This is a genomic window from Azospira sp. I09, from assembly GCF_009177135.1.
Classification (GTDB): Bacteria; Pseudomonadota; Gammaproteobacteria; order Burkholderiales; family Rhodocyclaceae; genus Azospira; species Azospira oryzae.
This window is the reverse complement of the sequence record NZ_AP021844.1, coordinates 762,373-780,471: the sequence shown is the minus strand read 5'-3', so window position 1 is coordinate 780,471 and position 18,099 is coordinate 762,373. Positions and strand designations below refer to the sequence as shown.

Annotated in this window: 18 protein-coding genes; 13 read left to right on the top strand and 5 right to left on the bottom strand. The window is 65.4% G+C overall.

Translation table 11 applies throughout. The features are described from left to right. The first annotated feature begins 137 nt into the window (after window positions 1–137). On the top strand, window positions 138–2,528 hold the full coding sequence (locus AZSP09_RS03560) for a serine/threonine protein kinase (RefSeq protein ID WP_152089195.1): 2,391 nt from the start codon (window positions 138–140) through the stop codon (window positions 2,526–2,528). Between the two features lie 67 nt (window positions 2,529–2,595). Here the strand turns inward: AZSP09_RS03560 and AZSP09_RS03555 are convergent, their stop codons facing one another. Beyond that, window positions 2,596–3,393 (bottom strand): outer membrane protein assembly factor BamD, encoded by a 798-nt coding sequence (locus AZSP09_RS03555; RefSeq protein ID WP_014237563.1) that lies wholly within the window; start codon window positions 3,391–3,393, stop codon window positions 2,596–2,598. Window positions 3,394–3,478: 85 nt separating this feature from the next. On the opposite strand from AZSP09_RS03555, the gene rluD reads away from it, so the two are divergent. The 6 genes from rluD to AZSP09_RS03525 all read left to right on the top strand — a co-directional run bounded on the left by rluD (window position 3,479) and on the right by AZSP09_RS03525 (window position 9,116). Beyond that, on the top strand, window positions 3,479–4,576 hold the full coding sequence (gene rluD, locus AZSP09_RS03550; RefSeq protein WP_172974689.1) for a 23S rRNA pseudouridine(1911/1915/1917) synthase RluD: 1,098 nt from the start codon (window positions 3,479–3,481) through the stop codon (window positions 4,574–4,576). Continuing rightward, window positions 4,557–5,306 (top strand): peptidoglycan editing factor PgeF, encoded by a 750-nt coding sequence (gene pgeF, locus AZSP09_RS03545; RefSeq protein WP_152089193.1) that lies wholly within the window; start codon window positions 4,557–4,559, stop codon window positions 5,304–5,306. The genes rluD and pgeF overlap by 20 nt, the downstream gene beginning before the upstream one ends. 93 nt (window positions 5,307–5,399) lie before the next feature. Next, window positions 5,400–6,425, top strand: coding sequence for a DctP family TRAP transporter solute-binding subunit (locus tag AZSP09_RS03540; RefSeq protein WP_014237566.1), 1,026 nt, complete (start codon window positions 5,400–5,402; stop codon window positions 6,423–6,425). A gap of 70 nt (window positions 6,426–6,495) precedes the next feature. After that, the gene (locus tag AZSP09_RS03535; RefSeq protein ID WP_130458510.1) at window positions 6,496–6,981 is read left to right on the top strand and encodes a TRAP transporter small permease; all 486 of its coding nucleotides are present in this window, start codon (window positions 6,496–6,498) and stop codon (window positions 6,979–6,981) included. Then, complete coding sequence (locus AZSP09_RS03530; protein ID WP_152089192.1) at window positions 6,978–8,267, top strand: TRAP transporter large permease; 1,290 nt, start codon at window positions 6,978–6,980, stop codon at window positions 8,265–8,267. Before AZSP09_RS03535 ends, AZSP09_RS03530 begins: the two co-directional genes overlap by 4 nt. A 75-nt stretch (window positions 8,268–8,342) precedes the next feature. Continuing rightward, on the top strand, window positions 8,343–9,116 hold the full coding sequence (locus tag AZSP09_RS03525; RefSeq protein WP_014237569.1) for a ZIP family metal transporter: 774 nt from the start codon (window positions 8,343–8,345) through the stop codon (window positions 9,114–9,116). Here the strand turns inward: AZSP09_RS03525 and AZSP09_RS20110 are convergent. Continuing rightward, window positions 9,051–9,335 (bottom strand): hypothetical protein, encoded by a 285-nt coding sequence (locus AZSP09_RS20110; protein WP_197739101.1) that lies wholly within the window; start codon window positions 9,333–9,335, stop codon window positions 9,051–9,053. The genes AZSP09_RS03525 and AZSP09_RS20110 overlap by 66 nt on opposite strands. Window positions 9,336–9,567: 232 nt before the next feature. Between AZSP09_RS20110 and phaC the strand changes: the two genes are divergently transcribed. From phaC to AZSP09_RS03490, 6 genes are all read left to right on the top strand, one after another. Next, entirely contained in the window at window positions 9,568–11,307 is a 1,740-nt protein-coding gene (gene phaC / locus AZSP09_RS03515) for a class I poly(R)-hydroxyalkanoic acid synthase (RefSeq protein WP_130458512.1), read from the top strand. A 108-nt stretch (window positions 11,308–11,415) separates the two neighbouring features. Beyond that, entirely contained in the window at window positions 11,416–12,156 is a 741-nt protein-coding gene (locus tag AZSP09_RS03510; protein ID WP_014237572.1) for a beta-ketoacyl-ACP reductase, read from the top strand. 153 nt (window positions 12,157–12,309) lie between these two features. Next, on the top strand, window positions 12,310–12,873 hold the full coding sequence (gene phaR, locus AZSP09_RS03505) for a polyhydroxyalkanoate synthesis repressor PhaR (RefSeq protein ID WP_014237573.1): 564 nt from the start codon (window positions 12,310–12,312) through the stop codon (window positions 12,871–12,873). Window positions 12,874–12,897: 24 nt separating this feature from the next. Beyond that, window positions 12,898–14,241, top strand: a complete 1,344-nt coding sequence (gene rimO, locus AZSP09_RS03500; RefSeq protein WP_172974688.1) for a 30S ribosomal protein S12 methylthiotransferase RimO — start codon at window positions 12,898–12,900, stop codon at window positions 14,239–14,241. Then, window positions 14,238–15,107, top strand: coding sequence for a patatin-like phospholipase RssA (gene rssA / locus AZSP09_RS03495; RefSeq protein WP_130458513.1), 870 nt, complete (start codon window positions 14,238–14,240; stop codon window positions 15,105–15,107). The genes rimO and rssA overlap by 4 nt, the downstream gene beginning before the upstream one ends. After that, the gene (locus tag AZSP09_RS03490) at window positions 15,104–16,510 is read left to right on the top strand and encodes an FAD-binding oxidoreductase (RefSeq protein ID WP_152089191.1); all 1,407 of its coding nucleotides are present in this window, start codon (window positions 15,104–15,106) and stop codon (window positions 16,508–16,510) included. Before rssA ends, AZSP09_RS03490 begins: the two co-directional genes overlap by 4 nt. Window position 16,511: 1 nt before the next feature. Here the strand turns inward: AZSP09_RS03490 and AZSP09_RS03485 are convergent, their stop codons facing one another. The 3 genes from AZSP09_RS03485 to AZSP09_RS03475 all read right to left on the bottom strand — a co-directional run bounded on the left by AZSP09_RS03485 (window position 16,512) and on the right by AZSP09_RS03475 (window position 18,088). Continuing rightward, window positions 16,512–16,715 (bottom strand): hypothetical protein, encoded by a 204-nt coding sequence (locus AZSP09_RS03485; protein ID WP_152089190.1) that lies wholly within the window; start codon window positions 16,713–16,715, stop codon window positions 16,512–16,514. Window positions 16,716–16,868: 153 nt separating this feature from the next. Next, window positions 16,869–17,726, bottom strand: a complete 858-nt coding sequence (hslO, locus tag AZSP09_RS03480; RefSeq protein WP_152089189.1) for an Hsp33 family molecular chaperone HslO — start codon at window positions 17,724–17,726, stop codon at window positions 16,869–16,871. Window positions 17,727–17,740: 14 nt separating this feature from the next. Continuing rightward, window positions 17,741–18,088, bottom strand: coding sequence for an arsenate reductase (locus tag AZSP09_RS03475; protein ID WP_014237579.1), 348 nt, complete (start codon window positions 18,086–18,088; stop codon window positions 17,741–17,743). Between the last annotated feature and the right edge of the window lie 11 nt (window positions 18,089–18,099).

The window sequence follows — 18,099 nt, the reverse complement described above, 5'->3', positions numbered from 1 at the left end:
GGGAATTCCCGGACATGGCCGGATTCTAATGAAAAATCCGTCAGTTGGATGACCGGGCTGGGCGCCGCAGTGAATTAGTCCATGTCCGGGAGGCAACGGAGCGGCTAGAATGGCCGACAAATATCAAGGGGGCCGACATGGCACTGCAAAAGATCGGACGTTTCGAAATCCGGCGCGAACTGGGTAGGGGAGCCCAAAGTGTGGTTTACCTGGCGTATGACCCGCAGCTGGAGCGCGAGATCGCCATCAAAACCTTGCACTTTTCCCGCCCCGACGCGGCCCAGAATGCCGCCCTGCTGGCGGAGGCGCGTACCGTCAGCCAGCTGCGACATGCCAATATCGTACCGATCTTCGAGGCGGGCGAAGAAGACGGCGATCTTTACCTGGTTTTCCAGTATGTACCCGGCAAGAACCTGGCCCAGTACCTGAAGGATGCGGGGGCCCTCTCTCCGGTCAAGGCCGTCACCCTGATGCGCTCCATCCTGGAGGCGGTGGCCTGTGCCCACGAACAGGGCATCATCCACCGGGACCTGAAGCCTTCCAACATCCTCCTGGACGAGGACGGCATTCCCCAGGTCATGGACTTCGGCATTGCCGCCCGCATCGAGGACCTGGACAGCAAGCAGGGCGACTTCACCGGCACCCCGGCCTACATGGCGCCCGAGTACATCGAATCGCGTACGGTGGGAGTGCGGGGCGACATCTTCGCCGCCGGCCTGGTGCTCTACGAGCTGCTGACCGGCCGCCGCGCCATCCAGGGCAGCGATCCCTTCCAGGTGATGCGGCGCATCACCCAGGAGGATCTGCGCCTGCCAAGCGAGGTCAGCCTGGATGAGCGCATCGTGGACGTGCTGTACAAGGCCACGGCGCGCAATCCCCTCAACCGCTACGAATCCGTCGCCCAGTTCCTGCAGGCCCTGGATAGCTACCTGGACCCGGTGGAGGAGGAGGGCGCCGCCACTGGCGGCAAGCAGAGCACCCTGGATTTCCTGCTGCGGCGCATGCGGCACAAGAGCGATTTCCCCGCCCTCTCCGAATCGGTCAGCGCCATCAACAAGATCGCCACTTCCGAGACGGAGAGCATCGCCCGGCTGTCCATGACCATCCTCAAGGACTTCGCCCTCACCAACAAGATCCTGCGCCTGGTCAATTCGGCCTATTACCGGCAGGCCGGCGGCGGCAACATCAGCACCGTGTCCCGGGCGGTGATCGTGCTCGGCTTCGATGCGGTGCGCAATATTGCCATCACCGTGCTCCTCTTCGAGCACCTGCAGAACAAGTCCAATGCGGCCCAGCTCAAGGACGAGTTCCTGCGGGCCAATCTGGCCGGCATCCTGGCCAAGGACATCGGCACCCTGACCAGCACCCGGGATGTGGAGCAGGCCTTCATCTGCGCCATGTTCCACAACCTGGGCCGCCTGCTGTGCCAGTACTACTTCCCCGAGGAAAGCGAGGAAGTGAAGAAGCTCATGGGGCAGAAGGAGATCGGCGAGGAGGCCGCCTCCCTGCAGGTGCTGGGCATGTCCTACGAGGAACTGGGCATCGGCGTCGCCCGTACCTGGGGCTTCCCGCCCCTGATCGTCAACAGCATGCGCAAGCTGCCCGGCGGCAATGTGCGCCTGCCCAGCACCCCGGAGGACAAGCTGCGGGTGCTGGCGGCCTATGCCAACGAGCTGTGCCTGATCATCGCCCAGGCCGGCCCCGATGAGCGGGCCCGGGAACTGAAGAAGCTGGCGGCCCGCTTCGGCGACAGCGTCAAGGTGGAAGAGCGGGACCTGCGCAGCACCATCGAGAAGTCCATCGAACAGGTCAAGGAATTCGCCAGCATCATCCGCCTCAACCTGCAGCAGACCGCCTTCGGCCGGCAATTGCGGGAATGGATGGGGGAGAGGCCGGCCGCCTCGGCCGCCGGCGAGGACGATTCCAGCATGGCCGGCACCATCCTCAGCGAACAGCTGGGTGGCGAGCTGCTGCCCGCCGCGGTGGTGGGCGAGGGGCAGGCGCCGGATTCGGCGACGGCCCAGGCCATCCTCACCGCCGGTATCCAGGACATTTCCAACACCCTGGTGGAGGAATACAAGCTCAACGACATCCTGCGCATCATCCTGGAGACCATGTACCGGGCCATGGGCTTCAAGCGGGTCATCCTGTGCATCAAGGATGCCCGCCACAATACCATGCAGGGCCGTTTCGGCTTCGGTCCGGACGCCACGGAGATCGCCCGGCAGTTCCGCTTTCCCCTGAGCTTTTCGCCGGACATCTTCCACGCCGCCATTTCCAAGGGTGTGGACATCCTCATCAGCGACACCAACGACCCCAAGATCAAGCCCCGCATCCCGGACTGGTTCCGCAAGGTGCTGACCTCGGAAACCTTTGTCCTCTTCCCCCTGACCATCAAGGGCAATCCGGTGGCCATGATCTATGCCGACAAGGACGGCGCCGGGGACATCGTCATCCCGGAAAAGGAGCTGTCCCTGCTGCGCACCCTGCGCAACCAGGCCCTGCTGGCGATCAAGCAGTCCATTTAAGGGGGCGCCCCCCGGATGGCAATAAAAAAGGCCGGGAATTCCCGGCCTTTTCGTTTTCAGCGATGGCTTACCAGAGCTTCCACCAGGGTTCGACCCGGTTCAGGCCCCGGGTGTAATAGACGCTGTTGGGGTAGTTCTTGCGCATCACCCGCTCCGCATCGTCGCGCAGGTCGATCATGCCCATTTCGTCGTAAGCCTTGACCATGATGAAAAGGGCTTCCTCGATGGCCGGGGCGTCCGGGTAGTTCTTGATGGCGCTCTGGGCCCGGTTGGCCGCGGCCACATAGGCCTTGCGCTTCATGTAGTAGCGGGCCACATGCACCTCGTTGGCGGCCATGGCGCTGACCAGGTACTTCATGCGCTGCACCGCATCGGGGGTGTATTTGCTGTCGGGGAAGCGGCTGGAGAGGGTCTTGAAGGCGTCGAAGGACTCGCGCATGCCCTTGGGGTCGCGCTCCGTCTGGTCCTGCATGCTGACGTGGCCCATCATGCCCAGGTCCTCGTTGAAGGTGACCAGGCCTTTCAGGTAGTAGATGTAATCCACATTGGGGTGGTCCGGATGCAGCTTGACGAAGCGGTCGCAGGCGGCGATGGCGGAGGCCGTTTCGCCGGACTTGAAGTAGGCGTAGGCCACTTCGATCTGGGCCTGCTGGGCGTAGCGGCCGTAGGGATAGCGGGATTCCAGCTTCTCGAAATACTTCACGGCCTTGTCCCACGACCCCTCGCTCATGGCCTCCTTGGCCTGGGTGTAGAGCTTGTTGGCGGACCAGCCGGCGGTCTCGTCCTTTTGTTCCGGCAGCAGGCCGCAACCGGAAAGGGAGAGCAAAGCGGCGAAAATCAGAGCTAAAGCCGGTAAACTACGCATGATGAACAGTCCAAAAACGAAAGCCAAGGCGCGCCGAAGTGAGGCGCCCGCCGAAATGAGTGCGGCCGATTATAGCGCAAAGCCCATGTCATCTCCGTCTCCATCCCCCGCTTGCGGCGCCGGGTCGCCCATATTCGTGCCCCTCGATGCCGGCGGCCGCCGCCTGGATCAGGTGCTGGCCGAGCTGCTGCCCCAGTATTCGCGCAATCGCCTGCAAACCTGGATCCGGGAAGGCCGGGTCTCCCTCAACGGGCGGCCGGTGCAGGAGCCCAAGCACAAACTGCTGGGCGGCGAGTTCCTCAACCTGGAGGAAGTCCAGGACGAGAAGCTGGCGGCCGAGACGCCGGAAGACATTCCTTTTCCTGTGGTGTACGAGGATGAAGCCATCCTCATCATCAACAAGCCGGCCGGCCTGGTGGTGCATCCGGGCAGCGGCAACTGGAGCGGTACCCTGCTCAACGCCTTGCTGCACCACACGCCGCAGCTGGCCCAGGTGCCCCGGGCCGGCATCGTGCACCGCCTGGACAAGGACACCTCCGGCCTCATGGTGGTGGCCAAGACCCTGGAGGCCCAGACCGATCTGGTGCGCCAGCTCCAGGCCCGCACCGTGAAGCGGGAATACCGGGCCCTGCTGGTCGGCTATCTCAACCGCAACGGCACGGTGGATGCGCCCATCGGCCGCCATCCCACCCAGCGCACCAAGATGGCCGTGGTCCAGCACAATGGCCGGGAGGCCCGCACCCATTACACGGTGCTGGAGCATTTCGAGCGTTGCACCCTGGTGCAGTGCCGCCTGGAGACGGGCCGCACCCACCAGATCCGGGTGCACATGGCGGCCCTGGGTTTCCCCCTGGTGGGCGATGCGGTTTACAACAAGGGCAAGACCGCCGGGGTCCGTTTCCCCCGCCAGGCGCTCCATGCCTACCGCCTCGGCCTGATCCACCCCCTGACCCGGGAACCCATGCAGTGGGACGCCCCGGTGCCCGACGACATGGCAGCCCTGCTCAAGACGCTGCGCAGCGAATGGGACGAGATCAAGACCCTGCGCCGCCAGCGCCAGGAAGAAGCCTGGGCGGAGGAGTGGGGTGACGACTGGGAGGACGAGGAGGAGGTCGAGGTGCTGGAAGCAGAGGGCGCCGAACTCCTGGAAGACGAAGACTTCGATGACGAAGCCGACGAATAGCCTGCCCGGCTTCGTTCCCGACTGGCCCGCCCCGTCCCGGGTGCGCAGCCTGCAGACCACCCGCAGCGGCGGCGTCAGTCCGGCCCCCTATGCCAGCCTCAACCTGGGGGATCACGTGGGCGATGCGCCGGCCCATGTGGCGGCCAACCGGGCCCGGCTGCGGGCCGGCCTGCCGGGCGAGCCCCTGTGGCTGCAGCAGGTGCACGGCAACCGGGTGGCCGACGCCGATAGCGCCACCACCGGGCGGGAGGCCGACGGGGTGGTGGCCCGGCGTCCCGGCAGCGTCTGCGCCATCATGACTGCCGACTGCCTGCCGGTATTGCTCTGCGACCGGGACGGCACCGTGGTGGGCGCCGCCCATGCCGGCTGGCGCGGCCTGGCGGCCGGTGTCCTGGAAAACACGGTGGCTGCCATGGGGGTGGCCCCGGAGCGGCTCCTGGCCTGGCTCGGGCCGGCCATCGGGCCCCAAGCCTTTGAAGTCGGGCCTGAGGTGAGGGACGCCTTCGAGAAGGCCGATCCACGGGCGTCCCAGGCCTTCGTCCCCGGCGCCTCCGCCGGCAAGTATCTGGCCGACATCTACACCCTGGCCCGCCTGCGCCTGCAGGCAGCCGGCGTCCGTGAGATCCACGGCGGCGGCCTGTGCACGGTGGGCGACACCGCCAGCTATTTTTCCTACCGTCGCGACCGGGTCTGCGGCCGCATGGCCTCCCTCATCTGGCTGGAGCCCTGAGCCGGGGGCCTTGGTGCGTTGCACCTTGACCGTGGCGAACAACGCTCCCTACACTGCCTCCGCTGCATCATCATAAAAACTACCGGAGGAACAATGAAAAAACTCGTCGCCGCCGCATCCCTGGCCCTGGCCCTGCTGCCCCTGGGGCACAGCGTCGCCCACGCCGCCGATTACAAGTCCGAATACCGCCTGTCCACCGTCCTCGGCCCCGCCTTTCCCTGGGGCAAGGCCGGCGAACGCTGGGCCGAACTGGTCAAGCAGAAGACCGAAGGCCGCATCAACATCAAGCTCTACCCGGGCACCAGCCTGGTGGGCGGCGACCAGACCCGGGAGTTTTCCGCCATCCGCCAGGGGGTCATCGACCTGGCCATCGGCTCCTCCATCAACTGGTCGCCCCAGGTGAAGCAGCTCAACCTGTTCTCCCTGCCGTTCCTCACGCCCGATGAAAAGAGCCTGGATGCCCTGATCAAGGGGCCGGTGGGCAAGGACCTCTTCGCCGTGCTGGAAAAGCAGGGCGTGGTGCCCCTGGCCTACGGCGAGAACGGCTTCCGCGAGCTTTCCAATTCCCGGCATCCCATCCGCACCCCGGCGGACCTGAAGGGCATGAAGATCCGCGTCGTCGGTTCCCCCATTTTCATCGATGCCTTCTCCGCCCTCGGCGCCAATCCCACCCAGATGAGCTGGGCCGATGCCCAGCCGGCCCTGGCCACCAAGGCCGTGGACGGCCAGGAAAATCCCCTCTCCGTGTTCAATGCGGCCAAGCTGCACACCCTGGGCCAGCAGCACCTGACCCTGTGGGGCTACATGACGGACCCCCTGATTTTCGTGGTGAACCGCAACGTCTGGAACAACTGGAGCGAAGCGGACCGCAAGGCGGTGCGCGAGGCGGCGGAACAGGCGGCGGCGGAGAACCTGGTGGCAGCGCGCAAGGGCGTCAGCCCCGGCGACGATGCCCTGCTCAAGGACATCGAGAAGAACGGCGTCACCATCACCCGGCTGACGGCCGAGCAGCGCAAGGCCTTCAAGGACCTGACCCGTCCGGTGTACGACAAGTGGGCCGAAACCGTGGGCAAGGATCTGGTGAAAAAGGCCGAGGCCGCCATCGCTGCCGGCAAGTAGGCCCTTTTCCCCTGCGACTGCAAGATCGCCGGCCCGGGCCGGCGATCTTGTTTTTGACGAGAACAACAGGATGGATGACCAACAGAATCCCCCCTCCCGCCCCACTGCCCGCATTGAACGGGCCCTGGCGGCGGGCTGCATGGCCCTGCTGTGCCTGATCACCTTCGCCAATGTGCTGGTGCGCTACCTGACCAACGCCTCCTTCGCCTTCACCGAGGAGTTTTCCGTATTCCTGCTGCTGGCCCTGACCCTGCTCGGTTCGGCCGGCGCCTTTGCCGACGGCCGCCATATCCGCATCACCCTGCTGGTGGACAGGCTTTCCGCCAACGGCCGCCGGCTTTGTTCGGCCCTGGAGTGGCTGGCCAATGTGGCCATGTTCGGCCTCCTGGCCTGGCTGGGTTACGGCATGGCCTACGACGATTTCGAATTCGAGGTCACCTCTCCCGGCCTGGGCCTGCCCCAGTGGTGGTACAGCGCCTGGCTGCCCCTGCTGTCGGCCCTGATCGTGCTGCGCCTGTTCCTCTTGCTGTGGCGCCGGCGGGGAGGGCGGGCATGAGCTGGCTGCTCTTTCTTTCCTTCTTCGCCCTGATGCTCCTGGGCGTGCCCCTGGGCACGGCCATGGGCCTGGCGGGTCTGGCGGTGGTGTTCTTCGGCGACCTGGGCCTGATGTCCCTGCCCACCAGCGTCTATACCGGCATCGCCAAATATCCCCTGCTGGCCATTCCCGTCTTCGTGCTGGCCGGGATGATTTTCGAGCGCTCCGGCGTGGCCCTGCGCCTGGTGCGTTTTGCCGTGGCCCTGGTGGGCCAGCGGCGCGGCGGCCTGGCCCTGGCCGCCATCCTGGTGTGCATGGTGCTGGGCGGCATTTCCGGCTCAGGCCCGGCGGATGCGGCGGCGGTGGCCACGGTGATGATTCCCAGCATGGCCCGGGCCGGCTATCCGGCCGCCTTTTCCGCCAGCGTCATTGCTGCGGCCGGCTCCACGGCCATTCTCATCCCGCCTTCCATCGTCTTCATCCTCTACAGCGTCCTGGTGCCCCAGGCCTCGGTGCCGGCCCTCTTCGCCGCCGGCCTGATCCCGGGCCTCCTGGCCGGCCTGGCCCTGATGCTGCCGGCCTGGTGGCTGTCGGTGCGCCACGGCTTCGGCGTCGCCGGCCTGCAGGACGGAGAGGAGCGCCAGTCCTTCTGGTCGGCCCTGAAGGAGGCCAGCTGGGGCCTGCTGGCCCCGGTGATCATTCTCGGCGGCATGCGTTCCGGCGCCTTCACGCCGACGGAAGCGGCGGTGGTGGCGGTGTTCTACGGCCTGTTCGTCGGCCTGGTGATCTACCGCACCCTCAACTGGAAGAACATCTACGAAGTGCTGGTGGAGTCGGCGGAGGTTTCTGCCGTGGTCATGCTCATCATCGCCCTGGCCAGCGTCTTCGCCTGGGCCGGCAGCACCCTGGGCACCTTCGAGGCCCTGGGCGGCTGGCTGGTGGGGCTTTCCGGCAACGAGACGGCCATCCTGCTGGCGGTGACCCTGTTGTTGCTGATCGCAGGCATGTTCCTCGACGCCGTTTCCATCCTCTTCATTTTCGTGCCCTTCCTGCTGCCGGTGATCCTGCACTTTGGCTGGGATCCGGTGTGGTTCGGCGTCATCCTCACCATGAACGTGGCCATCGGCCAGTTCACGCCGCCCATGGCCATCAACCTGATGGTCACCAGCCGCATTGCCGGCATCCGCATCGAGGATACGGTGCCCTGGGTGCTGTGGATGGTGGGCGCCATGCTCTCGGCCCTGCTGCTGGTGACCTTTGTTCCCGAACTGGCCACCGGCATTCCCCGATATCTGGGGTATCAATAAGATTCGGCGGAGGGGAGGGCGTATAATCCGCCCCTCCCCGAATTTTCCCCACCTTCTTCCCTTGCCTGGAAAACCATGAGTACCCTTGGCTGGATCATCACCGCCAGCTTCCTCGGCGGCGCCCTCAGCGTCATTGCCGCCGGTCTGGTGACCTTCACCCTGGGGGCAGGCAGCGTCTCCCACCTGATTTCCTACGCCATCGGCGCCCTGCTGGGGGCGGTGTTCCTGGAAATCCTGCCCCATGCCCTGGAACATGGCGATCCCCACACCATGGCGGCCACCATCCTGGGCGGCATCCTGATTTTCTTCGTCCTGGAAAAACTGGTGCTGTGGCGCCACTGCCACGACCATCACTGCGAAGCCCACGACGCCCATCCGCCGGCCCACGACCACGGCCGTTCCGGCCTGCTGATCCTGATCGGCGACACCTTCCACAATTTCGTGGACGGCATCCTCATCGCCGCCGCCTTCCTGGAAGACACCCAACTGGGCATCGTCACCGCCCTGGCCATCATCGCCCACGAAATTCCCCAGGAGCTGGGTGATTTCCTGGTGCTGCTGCATTCCGGCTATTCCCGGGCCAAGGCCCTGGCCTTCAACCTGCTGTCCAGTCTGGCCACCCTGGTGGGGGCCCTGCTGGCCTACTTCGCCCTGTCGTCCCTGCAGGAGTGGGTGCCGTCCCTGCTCGGCCTGGCTGCCGCCAGCATGCTCTATGTGGCCGTGGCCGACCTCATTCCCGGCCTGCACAAGCGGCCCGAACTCAAGGCCACCCTGCAGCAGGTGTCACTGATCGGCCTGGGTATCCTTTCCATCTGGCTGGCCCGGGAGCTGATCGCCGGCCACGCCTGAGGCGGACGGCTGCCCGGCCAGGGCCTCCTGGCGCCTTGCCTCCTGCAACTCCTGCCAGGCCCGGCGCTGCCGCCTGACCTTGGAGCCGCCCAGATAGAGGATGAGGGCGGTGGGCAGCAGCCCGTAGAAAAAGAAGGTTGCGACTCCCGCCACGATGCTGGCCTCGGTGAGGGCCATCATGAAAATGACGTAGAGCCAGCCAATGGCGATGATGTACATGGGCGCCATTATAGCGGGCCCGGCCATCGCTTCCCGGCCCGCTGCAACCAATCCTTCATCTGTCTGTAAGTCGCCTGTCAGCGCGGGGGCTTAACTTCTCCCGGAAGCCCTCCCGCGATCCTCGCTATCCCCTGGTCATTGACAGGGATCAGGCAGCCAAGCAGAATCAAACGCTCCTTCCCCGTCCTCCGCGCGCCGAGCCATTCCGCGCCCCTCAGGAGTTTCATACAAGATGGTCAGCCAGCCGGAAAACCTCCTTCCTGCGATGCAAAATTTCGTTTCTGCCGGACAGACCCTGGCCCAGAATTTCTTCGCCTTCCTGGCGAAACAACCCGGCATGACGCCGCCGCCCGCCGGCACCCTGCCGCCCCTCAAGCTGCCCAGCCCCGAGGAAATGCAGGCCCTGCACCAGGAATACCTGAAGCAGCATGCCGCCCTGTGGGCCGCCATGCTGGCCAAACGCCAGGGCCAGGAACCCGGCTTCGCCGTCCAGCCGGAGCCGGGCGACCGCCGCTTCAATGCCCCCGAGTGGTCGGAAACGCCGATGTTCGATTACATCCGCCAGGCCTATCTGCTCAATTCCAGCTTCCTGCGCCAGGTGGTCGAAGCGGTGCCGGAGGAGGACGACAAGGCCAAGAACCGCCTGCGCTTCATGGCCCGCCAGTACATCGACGCCCTCTCTCCCGCCAATTTCGCCGCCACCAATCCGGAATTCATCAAGCAGGCCGTGGAAAGCAAGGGCCAGAGCATCACCGCCGGCATCCAGAACCTGATCGCCGACATGGAGAAGGGCCGTATCTCCATGACCGACGAAAGCGTCTTCGAAGTCGGCAAGAACATTGCCACCAGCGCCGGCCAGGTGATCTTTGAAAACGAGCTGATGCAGCTGATCCAGTACGAGCCCCTGACGCCCAAGGTGGCCAAGCGGCCCCTGCTGATCGTGCCGCCCTGCATCAACAAGTTCTACATCCTCGACCTGCAGCCGGAAAATTCCCTGGTCCGCTATGCGGTGGAGCAGGGCAATACGGTGTTCCTCGTTTCCTGGCGCAACCCCAAGGCCGACCTGGAGAAATACACCTGGGAGGACTACCTGGAGAAGGCCGCCATCACCGCCATCGAGGTCGTGCGCAGCGTCTGCAAGGTGGATCAGATCAACGCCCTGGGCTTCTGCGTCGGCGGCACCATCCTCTCCAGCGCCCTGGCGGTGCTGGCCGCCCGCGGCGAGGACCCGGTGGCCAGCCTGACCCTGCTCACCACCCTGCTGGATTTTTCCGACACGGGCGAGATCGGCCTGCTCATCGACGACAACTTCCTCGCCCTGAAGGAAAGCCAGATCGGCCAGGGCGGCCTGCTGTCGGCCAAGGAGCTGTCCTCCACCTTCTCCGCCCTGCGCGCCAACGACCTGGTGTGGAACTACGTCGCCAACAACTACCTGAAGGGCAAGAAGCCGGACGCCTTCGACCTGCTGTACTGGAACTGCGACAGCACCAATCTGCCGGGCCCCTTCGCCTGCTGGTACATGCGCAACCTGTACCAGAACAACAGCCTGCGCATCCCGGGCAAGCTGGAAATGTGCGGCGTGCGCGTGGACCTGGGCCGGGTGGCCATGCCCAGCTACATCCTGGCAGCCCGGGAAGACCACATCGTGCCCTGGCAGACCGCCTACCAATCCACCCGCCTGCTGGGCGGCCCGTCCCGCTTCGTTCTCGGGGCCTCCGGCCATATCGCCGGCGTCGTCAATCCGGCCGCCAAGAACAAGCGCAGTTTCTGGAGCGGCAGCGACCAGAAGCTGGATGCGGATTCCTGGCTGGCCGCCGCCACCGAACACAAGGGCAGCTGGTGGTCCGACTGGAGCGCCTGGCTGCAGCAGTTCGCCGGCGGCGAGGTGGCGGCCCGCAGCAAGCTGGGCAATGCCCGCTACAAGCCGCTGGAAGCGGCCCCCGGCCGTTACGTCAAGGAAAAGGCCGTCTGAGGCGGCCTGACACCTACATCTGATACAACCGCAGGAAATGCAGCGGGGCGGGGGAGGGGGCTCCCGTCCTGACAACTTTTACCCCATGACTACAAGGAAGGATGAGCTATGAGCAAAGTTGCACTCGTCACCGGCGCCCTGGGCGGCCTGGGTACCGCCATCAGCCAGGCCCTGGCCAAGGAAGGCTACAAGGTCGTTGCCGCCTACCACCCCGAATTCGACAAAAAGGAAGAGTGGCTGGCCGAGCAGGAAGCAGCCGGTTTCAAGGACTTCGTCCTGGTGCCGGGCGACGTTTCCGATTATGAGTCCGCCAAGGCCATGATCGCCGAAGCCGAAGCCAAGGCCGGCCCCATCGACATCCTGGTGAACAACGCCGGCATCACCCGCGACAAGTTCTTCGTCAAGATGGACAAGGGTCAGTGGGATGCGGTCATCAACACCAACCTGAACAGCCTGTTCAACGTCACCCACCACGTCGCCGCCAAGATGGGCGAGCGGGGCTGGGGCCGCATCGTGAACATTTCCTCGGTGAACGGCGTCAAGGGTCAGGCTGGCCAGACCAACTATTCCGCCGCCAAGGCCGGCGTCATCGGCTTCACCAAGGCCCTGGCCCAGGAATTCGCCGCCAAGGGCGTCACCGTGAACGCCATCGCCCCGGGCTACGTGGCCACCAAGATGGTGACCGCCATCCGCGAGGACATCCTCAAGGGCATCATCGACTCCGTGCCCATGAAGCGCCTGGCCAAGCCCGAGGAAATCGGCGCCGCCGTGGTGTACCTGACCTCCGAACTGGCCGGCTTCGTCACCGGTGCCACCCTCAACATCAACGGCGGCCTGTACTACCAGTAATCGGCTGGCCGCAAGGCTGCACCTGGAGCCCCGCCCCGGCGGGGCTTGTTTTTTCTGTATAATCCGCCAGATAGCCGATCCGGGACGCCCGGGTTGAATATAAAAATATCGGCCAGACCTCTTTTTGGCACTCAACGCACCGGAGCCCGCCCCATGACGGAACCAGCCCGCCTCATCAAGAAGTATCCCAACCGCCGACTCTACGACACCAAAACCAGTGCCTACATCACCCTGGCGGATGTGAAGGAACTGGTGCTGCGCTTCGAAGACTTCAAGGTGGTGGATGCCAAGAGCGGCGAGGACCTGACCCGCAGCATCCTGCTGCAGATCATCCTGGAAGAGGAATCCGGCGGCATGCCCCTGTTCTCCTCCGAACTGCTGGCCCAGATCATTCGTTACTACGGCAATGCCATGCAGGGCATGCTGGGCAAGTACCTGGAAACCAACATCAAGGCCTTCGCCGACGTGCAGGCCAAGCTGCAGGAGCAGTCCCGCTCCCTCTACGGCGAAGCCAACCAAGTTCAGGCCCAGACGGACCTGTGGGCCCAGTTCCTGAATTTCCAGGGGCCGGCCATGCAAAGCATGATGTCCGCCTATGTGGACCAGAGCAAAAAGATGTTCCAGCAGATGCAGGACCAACTGCAGAGCCAGACCCGCAACATGTTCACCGGCTTCCAGTTCCCCGGCGCCCAGCCGGACGACCGGAAGGGCGAGTGAATCGATCAAGGAAAGCAAGCTTAAGTGTCATCCGGCAATACTCCCACCCGTAGCCTCCTGCAAACCCCGACTGTCGGCTTCGTCAGTCTGGGTTGCCCCAAAGCCTCTTCCGATGCGGAGCGCATCCTGACCCAGCTGCGGGCAGAAGGCTATGAAATCTCCTCCTCCTACGACGGCGCCGACCTGGTCATCGTCAATACCTGCGGCTTCATCGACGCCGCGGTGGAGGAATCCCTGGACGCCATCGGCGAGGCCCTTACCGAAAACGGCAAGGTCATCGTCACCGGCTGCCTGGGTGCCAAGGGCGACATCGTCCAGAGCACCCACCCGTCCGTGCTGGCCGTCACCGGCCCCCACGCGGCGACCGAGGTCATGGGCCACGTCCACGCCCACCTGCCCAAGCCCCACGATCCTTTCATGGACCTGGTGCCCGAGGCCGGCATCCGCCTGACGCCCCAGCACTTCGCCTACCTGAAGATTTCCGAGGGCTGCAACCACAGTTGCACCTTCTGCATCATCCCCAGCCTGCGCGGCCCCCTGGTTTCCCGCCCCATCGGCGACGTGCTGCAGGAAGCCAAGGCCCTGGCCGAGGCCGGGGTGAAGGAACTGCTGGTCATTTCCCAGGACACCAGCGCCTACGGCGTGGATCTGAAATACCGCACCGGCTTCGTCGGCGGCCGCCCAGTCAAGACCCGGCTCAAGGAGCTGTGCGAGGCCCTGGCCGAGTTCGGCATCTGGGTACGCCTGCACTACGTCTATCCCTATCCCAGCGTGGACGACCTGATCCCCCTGATGGCCGAGGGCAAGATCCTGCCTTATCTGGACGTGCCCTTTCAGCACGCCAGCCCGCGCATCCTCAAGGCCATGAAGCGTCCCGCCAGCGCCGAGAACAACTTGGAGCGCATCCGCGCCTGGCGTTCCATCTGCCCGGACATCACCATCCGTTCCACCTTCATCGCCGGCTTCCCCGGCGAGACCGAAGCCGAATTCGAGGAGCTGCTGCAGTTCCTGGAAGAGGCCCGTCTGGACCGGGTCGGCTGCTTCGCCTATTCCCCGGTGGACGGTGCCACTGCCAACGACCTGCCCGGCGCCCTGCCGGACGAGGTGCGGGAGGAACGCCGCCGCTACGTCATGGAGCTGCAGGAAGACATTTCCGCCGACCTCCTGGCCGCCAAGATCGACAAGGAAATCACGGTCCTGGTGGACGCGGTGGACGAAGAGGGCGCCATCGCCCGCTCCAGCGCCGATGCGCCGGAAATCGACGGCGTCGTCTACCTGGACGGCGTCTTCGACGTGGAGCCGGGCGACTTCGTCAAGGTCCGGGTGGTGGACAGCGACGCCCACGACCTTTACGCCGAGCGGGTGTGAAACCTAGGATCGGGCTCGCTCTCGGCAGCGGCTCCGCCCGGGGCTGGGCCCACATCGGCGTCATCCGCGCCCTGCGGGATGCCGGCATCGAGCCCGACATCATCTGCGGTTCCTCCATCGGCGCCTTCGTCGGCGCCGCCACTGCCTGTGGCGACCTGGACAAGCTGGAGCACTGGGTGCGCAGCCTGTCCTGGAAGGAAGTCCTGGGCTTCTTCGACGTGGGCCTCAACGGCGGCCTGATCAAGGGCGAAAAGCTCCTCGATTTCTTCACCCGGCACTTCACCGACCGGGATTTCCACGATCTGCCCCTGCCTTTCGCCTGCGTCGCCACCGACCTGGGCAGCGGCCGGGAAATCTGGCTCAAGGAAGGCAGCGTGGCCCATGCGGTGCGGGCCTCCATCGCACTGCCTGGCCTGTTCGCCCCAATCCCCCGGGATGGCGGCTTTCTGGTGGATGGAGGACTGGTCAATCCGGTGCCGGTGTCCCTGTGCCGGGCCATGGGGGCCGACATTGTCATCGCCGTGGACCTGGGCTCCGACATGCTGGGCCGACGCCTGCGCAACCGGGGCGAGACGCCGCCTTCCGTGGACGGCTGGCGCGGCACCCTGAAGCGCTGGCTGGGGGTGGAGGAGGGCGGCAACAGCCCGTCCATGCTCGACGTCATGGCCAGCAGCATCAACATCATGCAGGTGCGCATCGCCCGCAGCCGGCTTGCCGGCGAACCCGCCGACACCCTGATTTCCCCGCGGGTGGCCGATCTGGGCCTGCTGGATTTTCACCGCGCCGACGAGGCCATCGCCGAAGGCCGGGTGGCCACCGAACTGATGCTGCCCATGTTGCGCAGCGTCCTAGAAATGCCGGCATGAACGACCTGCAGCAGCAACTGGCCGTCATCGTCGGCCCGGCCCACGTGCTGACCGGAGAGGCCGAGCTGGCGCCCTATCTGACCGACTGGCGCGGCCGCTACCGGGGCCGTGCCCTGGCCCTGGTCAAGCCCGGCTCGACGGACGAGGTCGCCGCCGTGGTGCGGGCCTGCGCCGCCGCCGGCGTGCCCATGGTGCCCCAGGGCGGCAACACCAGCCTGTGCGGGGCCGCCACGCCGGACCAGGGCGGGCGCTCGGTGCTGGTCAATCTCTCCCGCCTCAACCGCATCCGCCAGATCGATGCCGCCAACAACGCCATCACGGTGGAAGCCGGCTGCCTCCTGTCCCAGGTGCAGGAAGCGGCGGCCGCCGCCGGGCGCCTCTTTCCCCTGGCCCTGGCTTCGGAAGGCTCGTGCCAGATCGGCGGCAATCTCTCCACCAATGCGGGCGGGGTCCAGGTGCTGCGCTACGGCAACACCCGGGAACTGACCCTGGGGCTGGAAGTGGTGCTGCCCGACGGGCGTCTGTGGAACGGTCTCACCGCCCTGCGCAAGGACAACACGGGTTACGACCTGAAGGACCTTTTCATCGGTGCCGAAGGCACCCTGGGCATCATCACCGCCGCCGTGCTCAAGCTTTTTCCCCGTCCCCGGGCCGTGGTCACGGCCTGGCTGGCGGTGGCCGACGGGGCCGCCGCCATTGCCCTGCTGGAGCGGGCCCAGGCCCGCTTCGATGCCCGTTTGACGGCCTTCGAGCTGATTTCACGGCAGTCCCTCGATCTGGTGCTGCAGCATATTCCCGGCAGTCGCCAGCCCCTGGCGGCTCCGGCCCCCTGGCAGGTCTTGCTGGAGCTTGCCGACGGCGGCGCATGGGCGGACCTGCAGGCCGACCTGGAAGATTTCATCGGCGGGGAAATGGCGGATGGACGGGTCCAGGACGGAGTGCTGGCCCAGAACGAAACCCAGGCGCGGCAGTTGTGGGCCCTGCGGGAAAATATCTCCGAGGCCCAGAAAATCGAGGGCCTCAGCATCAAGCACGACATCTCGGTGCCCGTCTCCCGCATCCCGGAATTTCTCGACCTGGCTGGCACGGCGCTGGCCGCCGCCTTTCCCGGCGTGCGGGTGGTGGCCTTCGGCCATGCCGGGGACGGCAACCTGCATTACAACCTGTCCAAGGCGCAACGCCAGGACAACGACGCCTTCATCGCCGCCACGCCCCAGGCCAACCGCATCGTGCACGACCTGGTGGCCCACCTGGGCGGTTCCATCTCGGCGGAGCACGGCATCGGCCAGTTGAAGCGGGAGGAGTTGGTGCGTTACAAGGACTCGGTGGGGCTGGATTTGATGCGCTGCATCAAGTCCAGTCTGGACCCCCGGGGCCTGATGAATCCGGGAAAAATACTCTGATTCAGCTACGGTAACCGGCCGCTGGCCGCACCCGCTGCATTTCCACGATAAGCAACCGCACCCTGCTGCGGATGCGCTCCAGGCATAGGCTTATTTCCCGTTGGTCGTGCTGCACCCGGGCAATCTTGTGCCGCAGGTGATGGATGTTGGCCAGGTATTGACGGTCGATGTCGCCGACAACGGCAGAGAGGGGATGGGGTTGCATGGGAGTCCTCCCGGGCTTGGGTGAATCCCATTATGCTGCACCGCACCAGCCACTGGAATCGGCCAAAGGTGCTAAATCCGCCCGGCCTATGCCCAAGATCATATGACCGAGGCACGGGGCAAGACGGGGGACATTGCGTCCCCCGCCAAAGACTCAGTGCAGCGTCGGCGGATTGGCGGAGAACAGCTCGGCCACGGCGGCCGCATCGAAGCGGTATTCCCGGTTGCAGATGTCGTCCCGGATGAGGATTTCGCCGTGCTCCTGCAGGATGGATTCGGCCTCTTCCCGTCCGACGGCCCGCAGCATGCTGCGCACCTTTTCCCAGTCCTCGGGGCAGGAGTAGGTCACGCTCCGGGGCGGATAGAGGCGCAGGGTTTCCTCGGCAAAGACCCGGGACAGCAGCACTTCCGTTTCCAGGCCCAGCAGTTCTTCCGGGCGCAGGGTGGCGGCCAGCTGCTGCAGGCGGTTCCAGCCGTCAGCGTCCTTGTCGTGGGCGCCCGGCAGGGTTTGCAGGAAGAGGCCGGTGACGCCCTGCTCGGAAGCCGCCAGATAGAGGCGGGAGGGCTGCTGTTCGGACTGCTGCAGGTAATGCTCGAAGACCTCGGCGATGGTATTGCCTTCCAGGGGCACGAAGCTCTGGTACGGGTCCTTGGCCTGGGGCAGGTCCAGGGTCAGCATTAGCTGGCCATGGCCCCACAGGCGCTCCAGGGGCAGGTCGCCGTCGGCCAGGCCGTCGGCCCGGGCCATGCCACGGAATTCCAGGTTTTCGTTGCAGTCGATCACCAGCAGGGAAAGGGGGCCGTCGCCCCGCAGCTGGAAGGTCAGCCGGCCCGGCTGCTTCAGCTGGGCCGCAATGATGGTGGTGACGGCGGTCATCTCGCCCAGCAGGCGGGCCACCGCCTCCGGATAGCCACGGCTGGCCTGCATGGCCTGCCAGGAGGGACCGAGGCGGACGATGGCGCCGCGGATGTCCAGGTCTTCGAAAAGCAGGCGTTGTACGGAATCTTGCATGGGACGGGGAGGCCTTATGACTTGAAGGTTTGGGCGAAGCGTTCCGCATCGAAACCCACGCTGACCTGGTCGCCGTGTTCGATGAGGGGGCGCTTGATCAGGCTCGGATACTCACCCATGAGGGCGATGGCCTTGGTCTCATCCACGTCGGCCCGCTGCGCCTCGCTGAGTTTCTTCCACATCAGGCCCCGGGTGTTGAGCAGGACCTGCCAGCCGGCCTTGCGGCACCACTCGGGCAGCTTGCCCGCCGCCACGCCGGCCTTCTTGTAGTCGATGAATTCGTAGGCAACACCGTTGGCTTCCAGCCAGACGAAGGCCTTCTTCATGGTGTCGCAGTTCTTGATGCCGTATACCTTGAGCATGGCAACTTCCT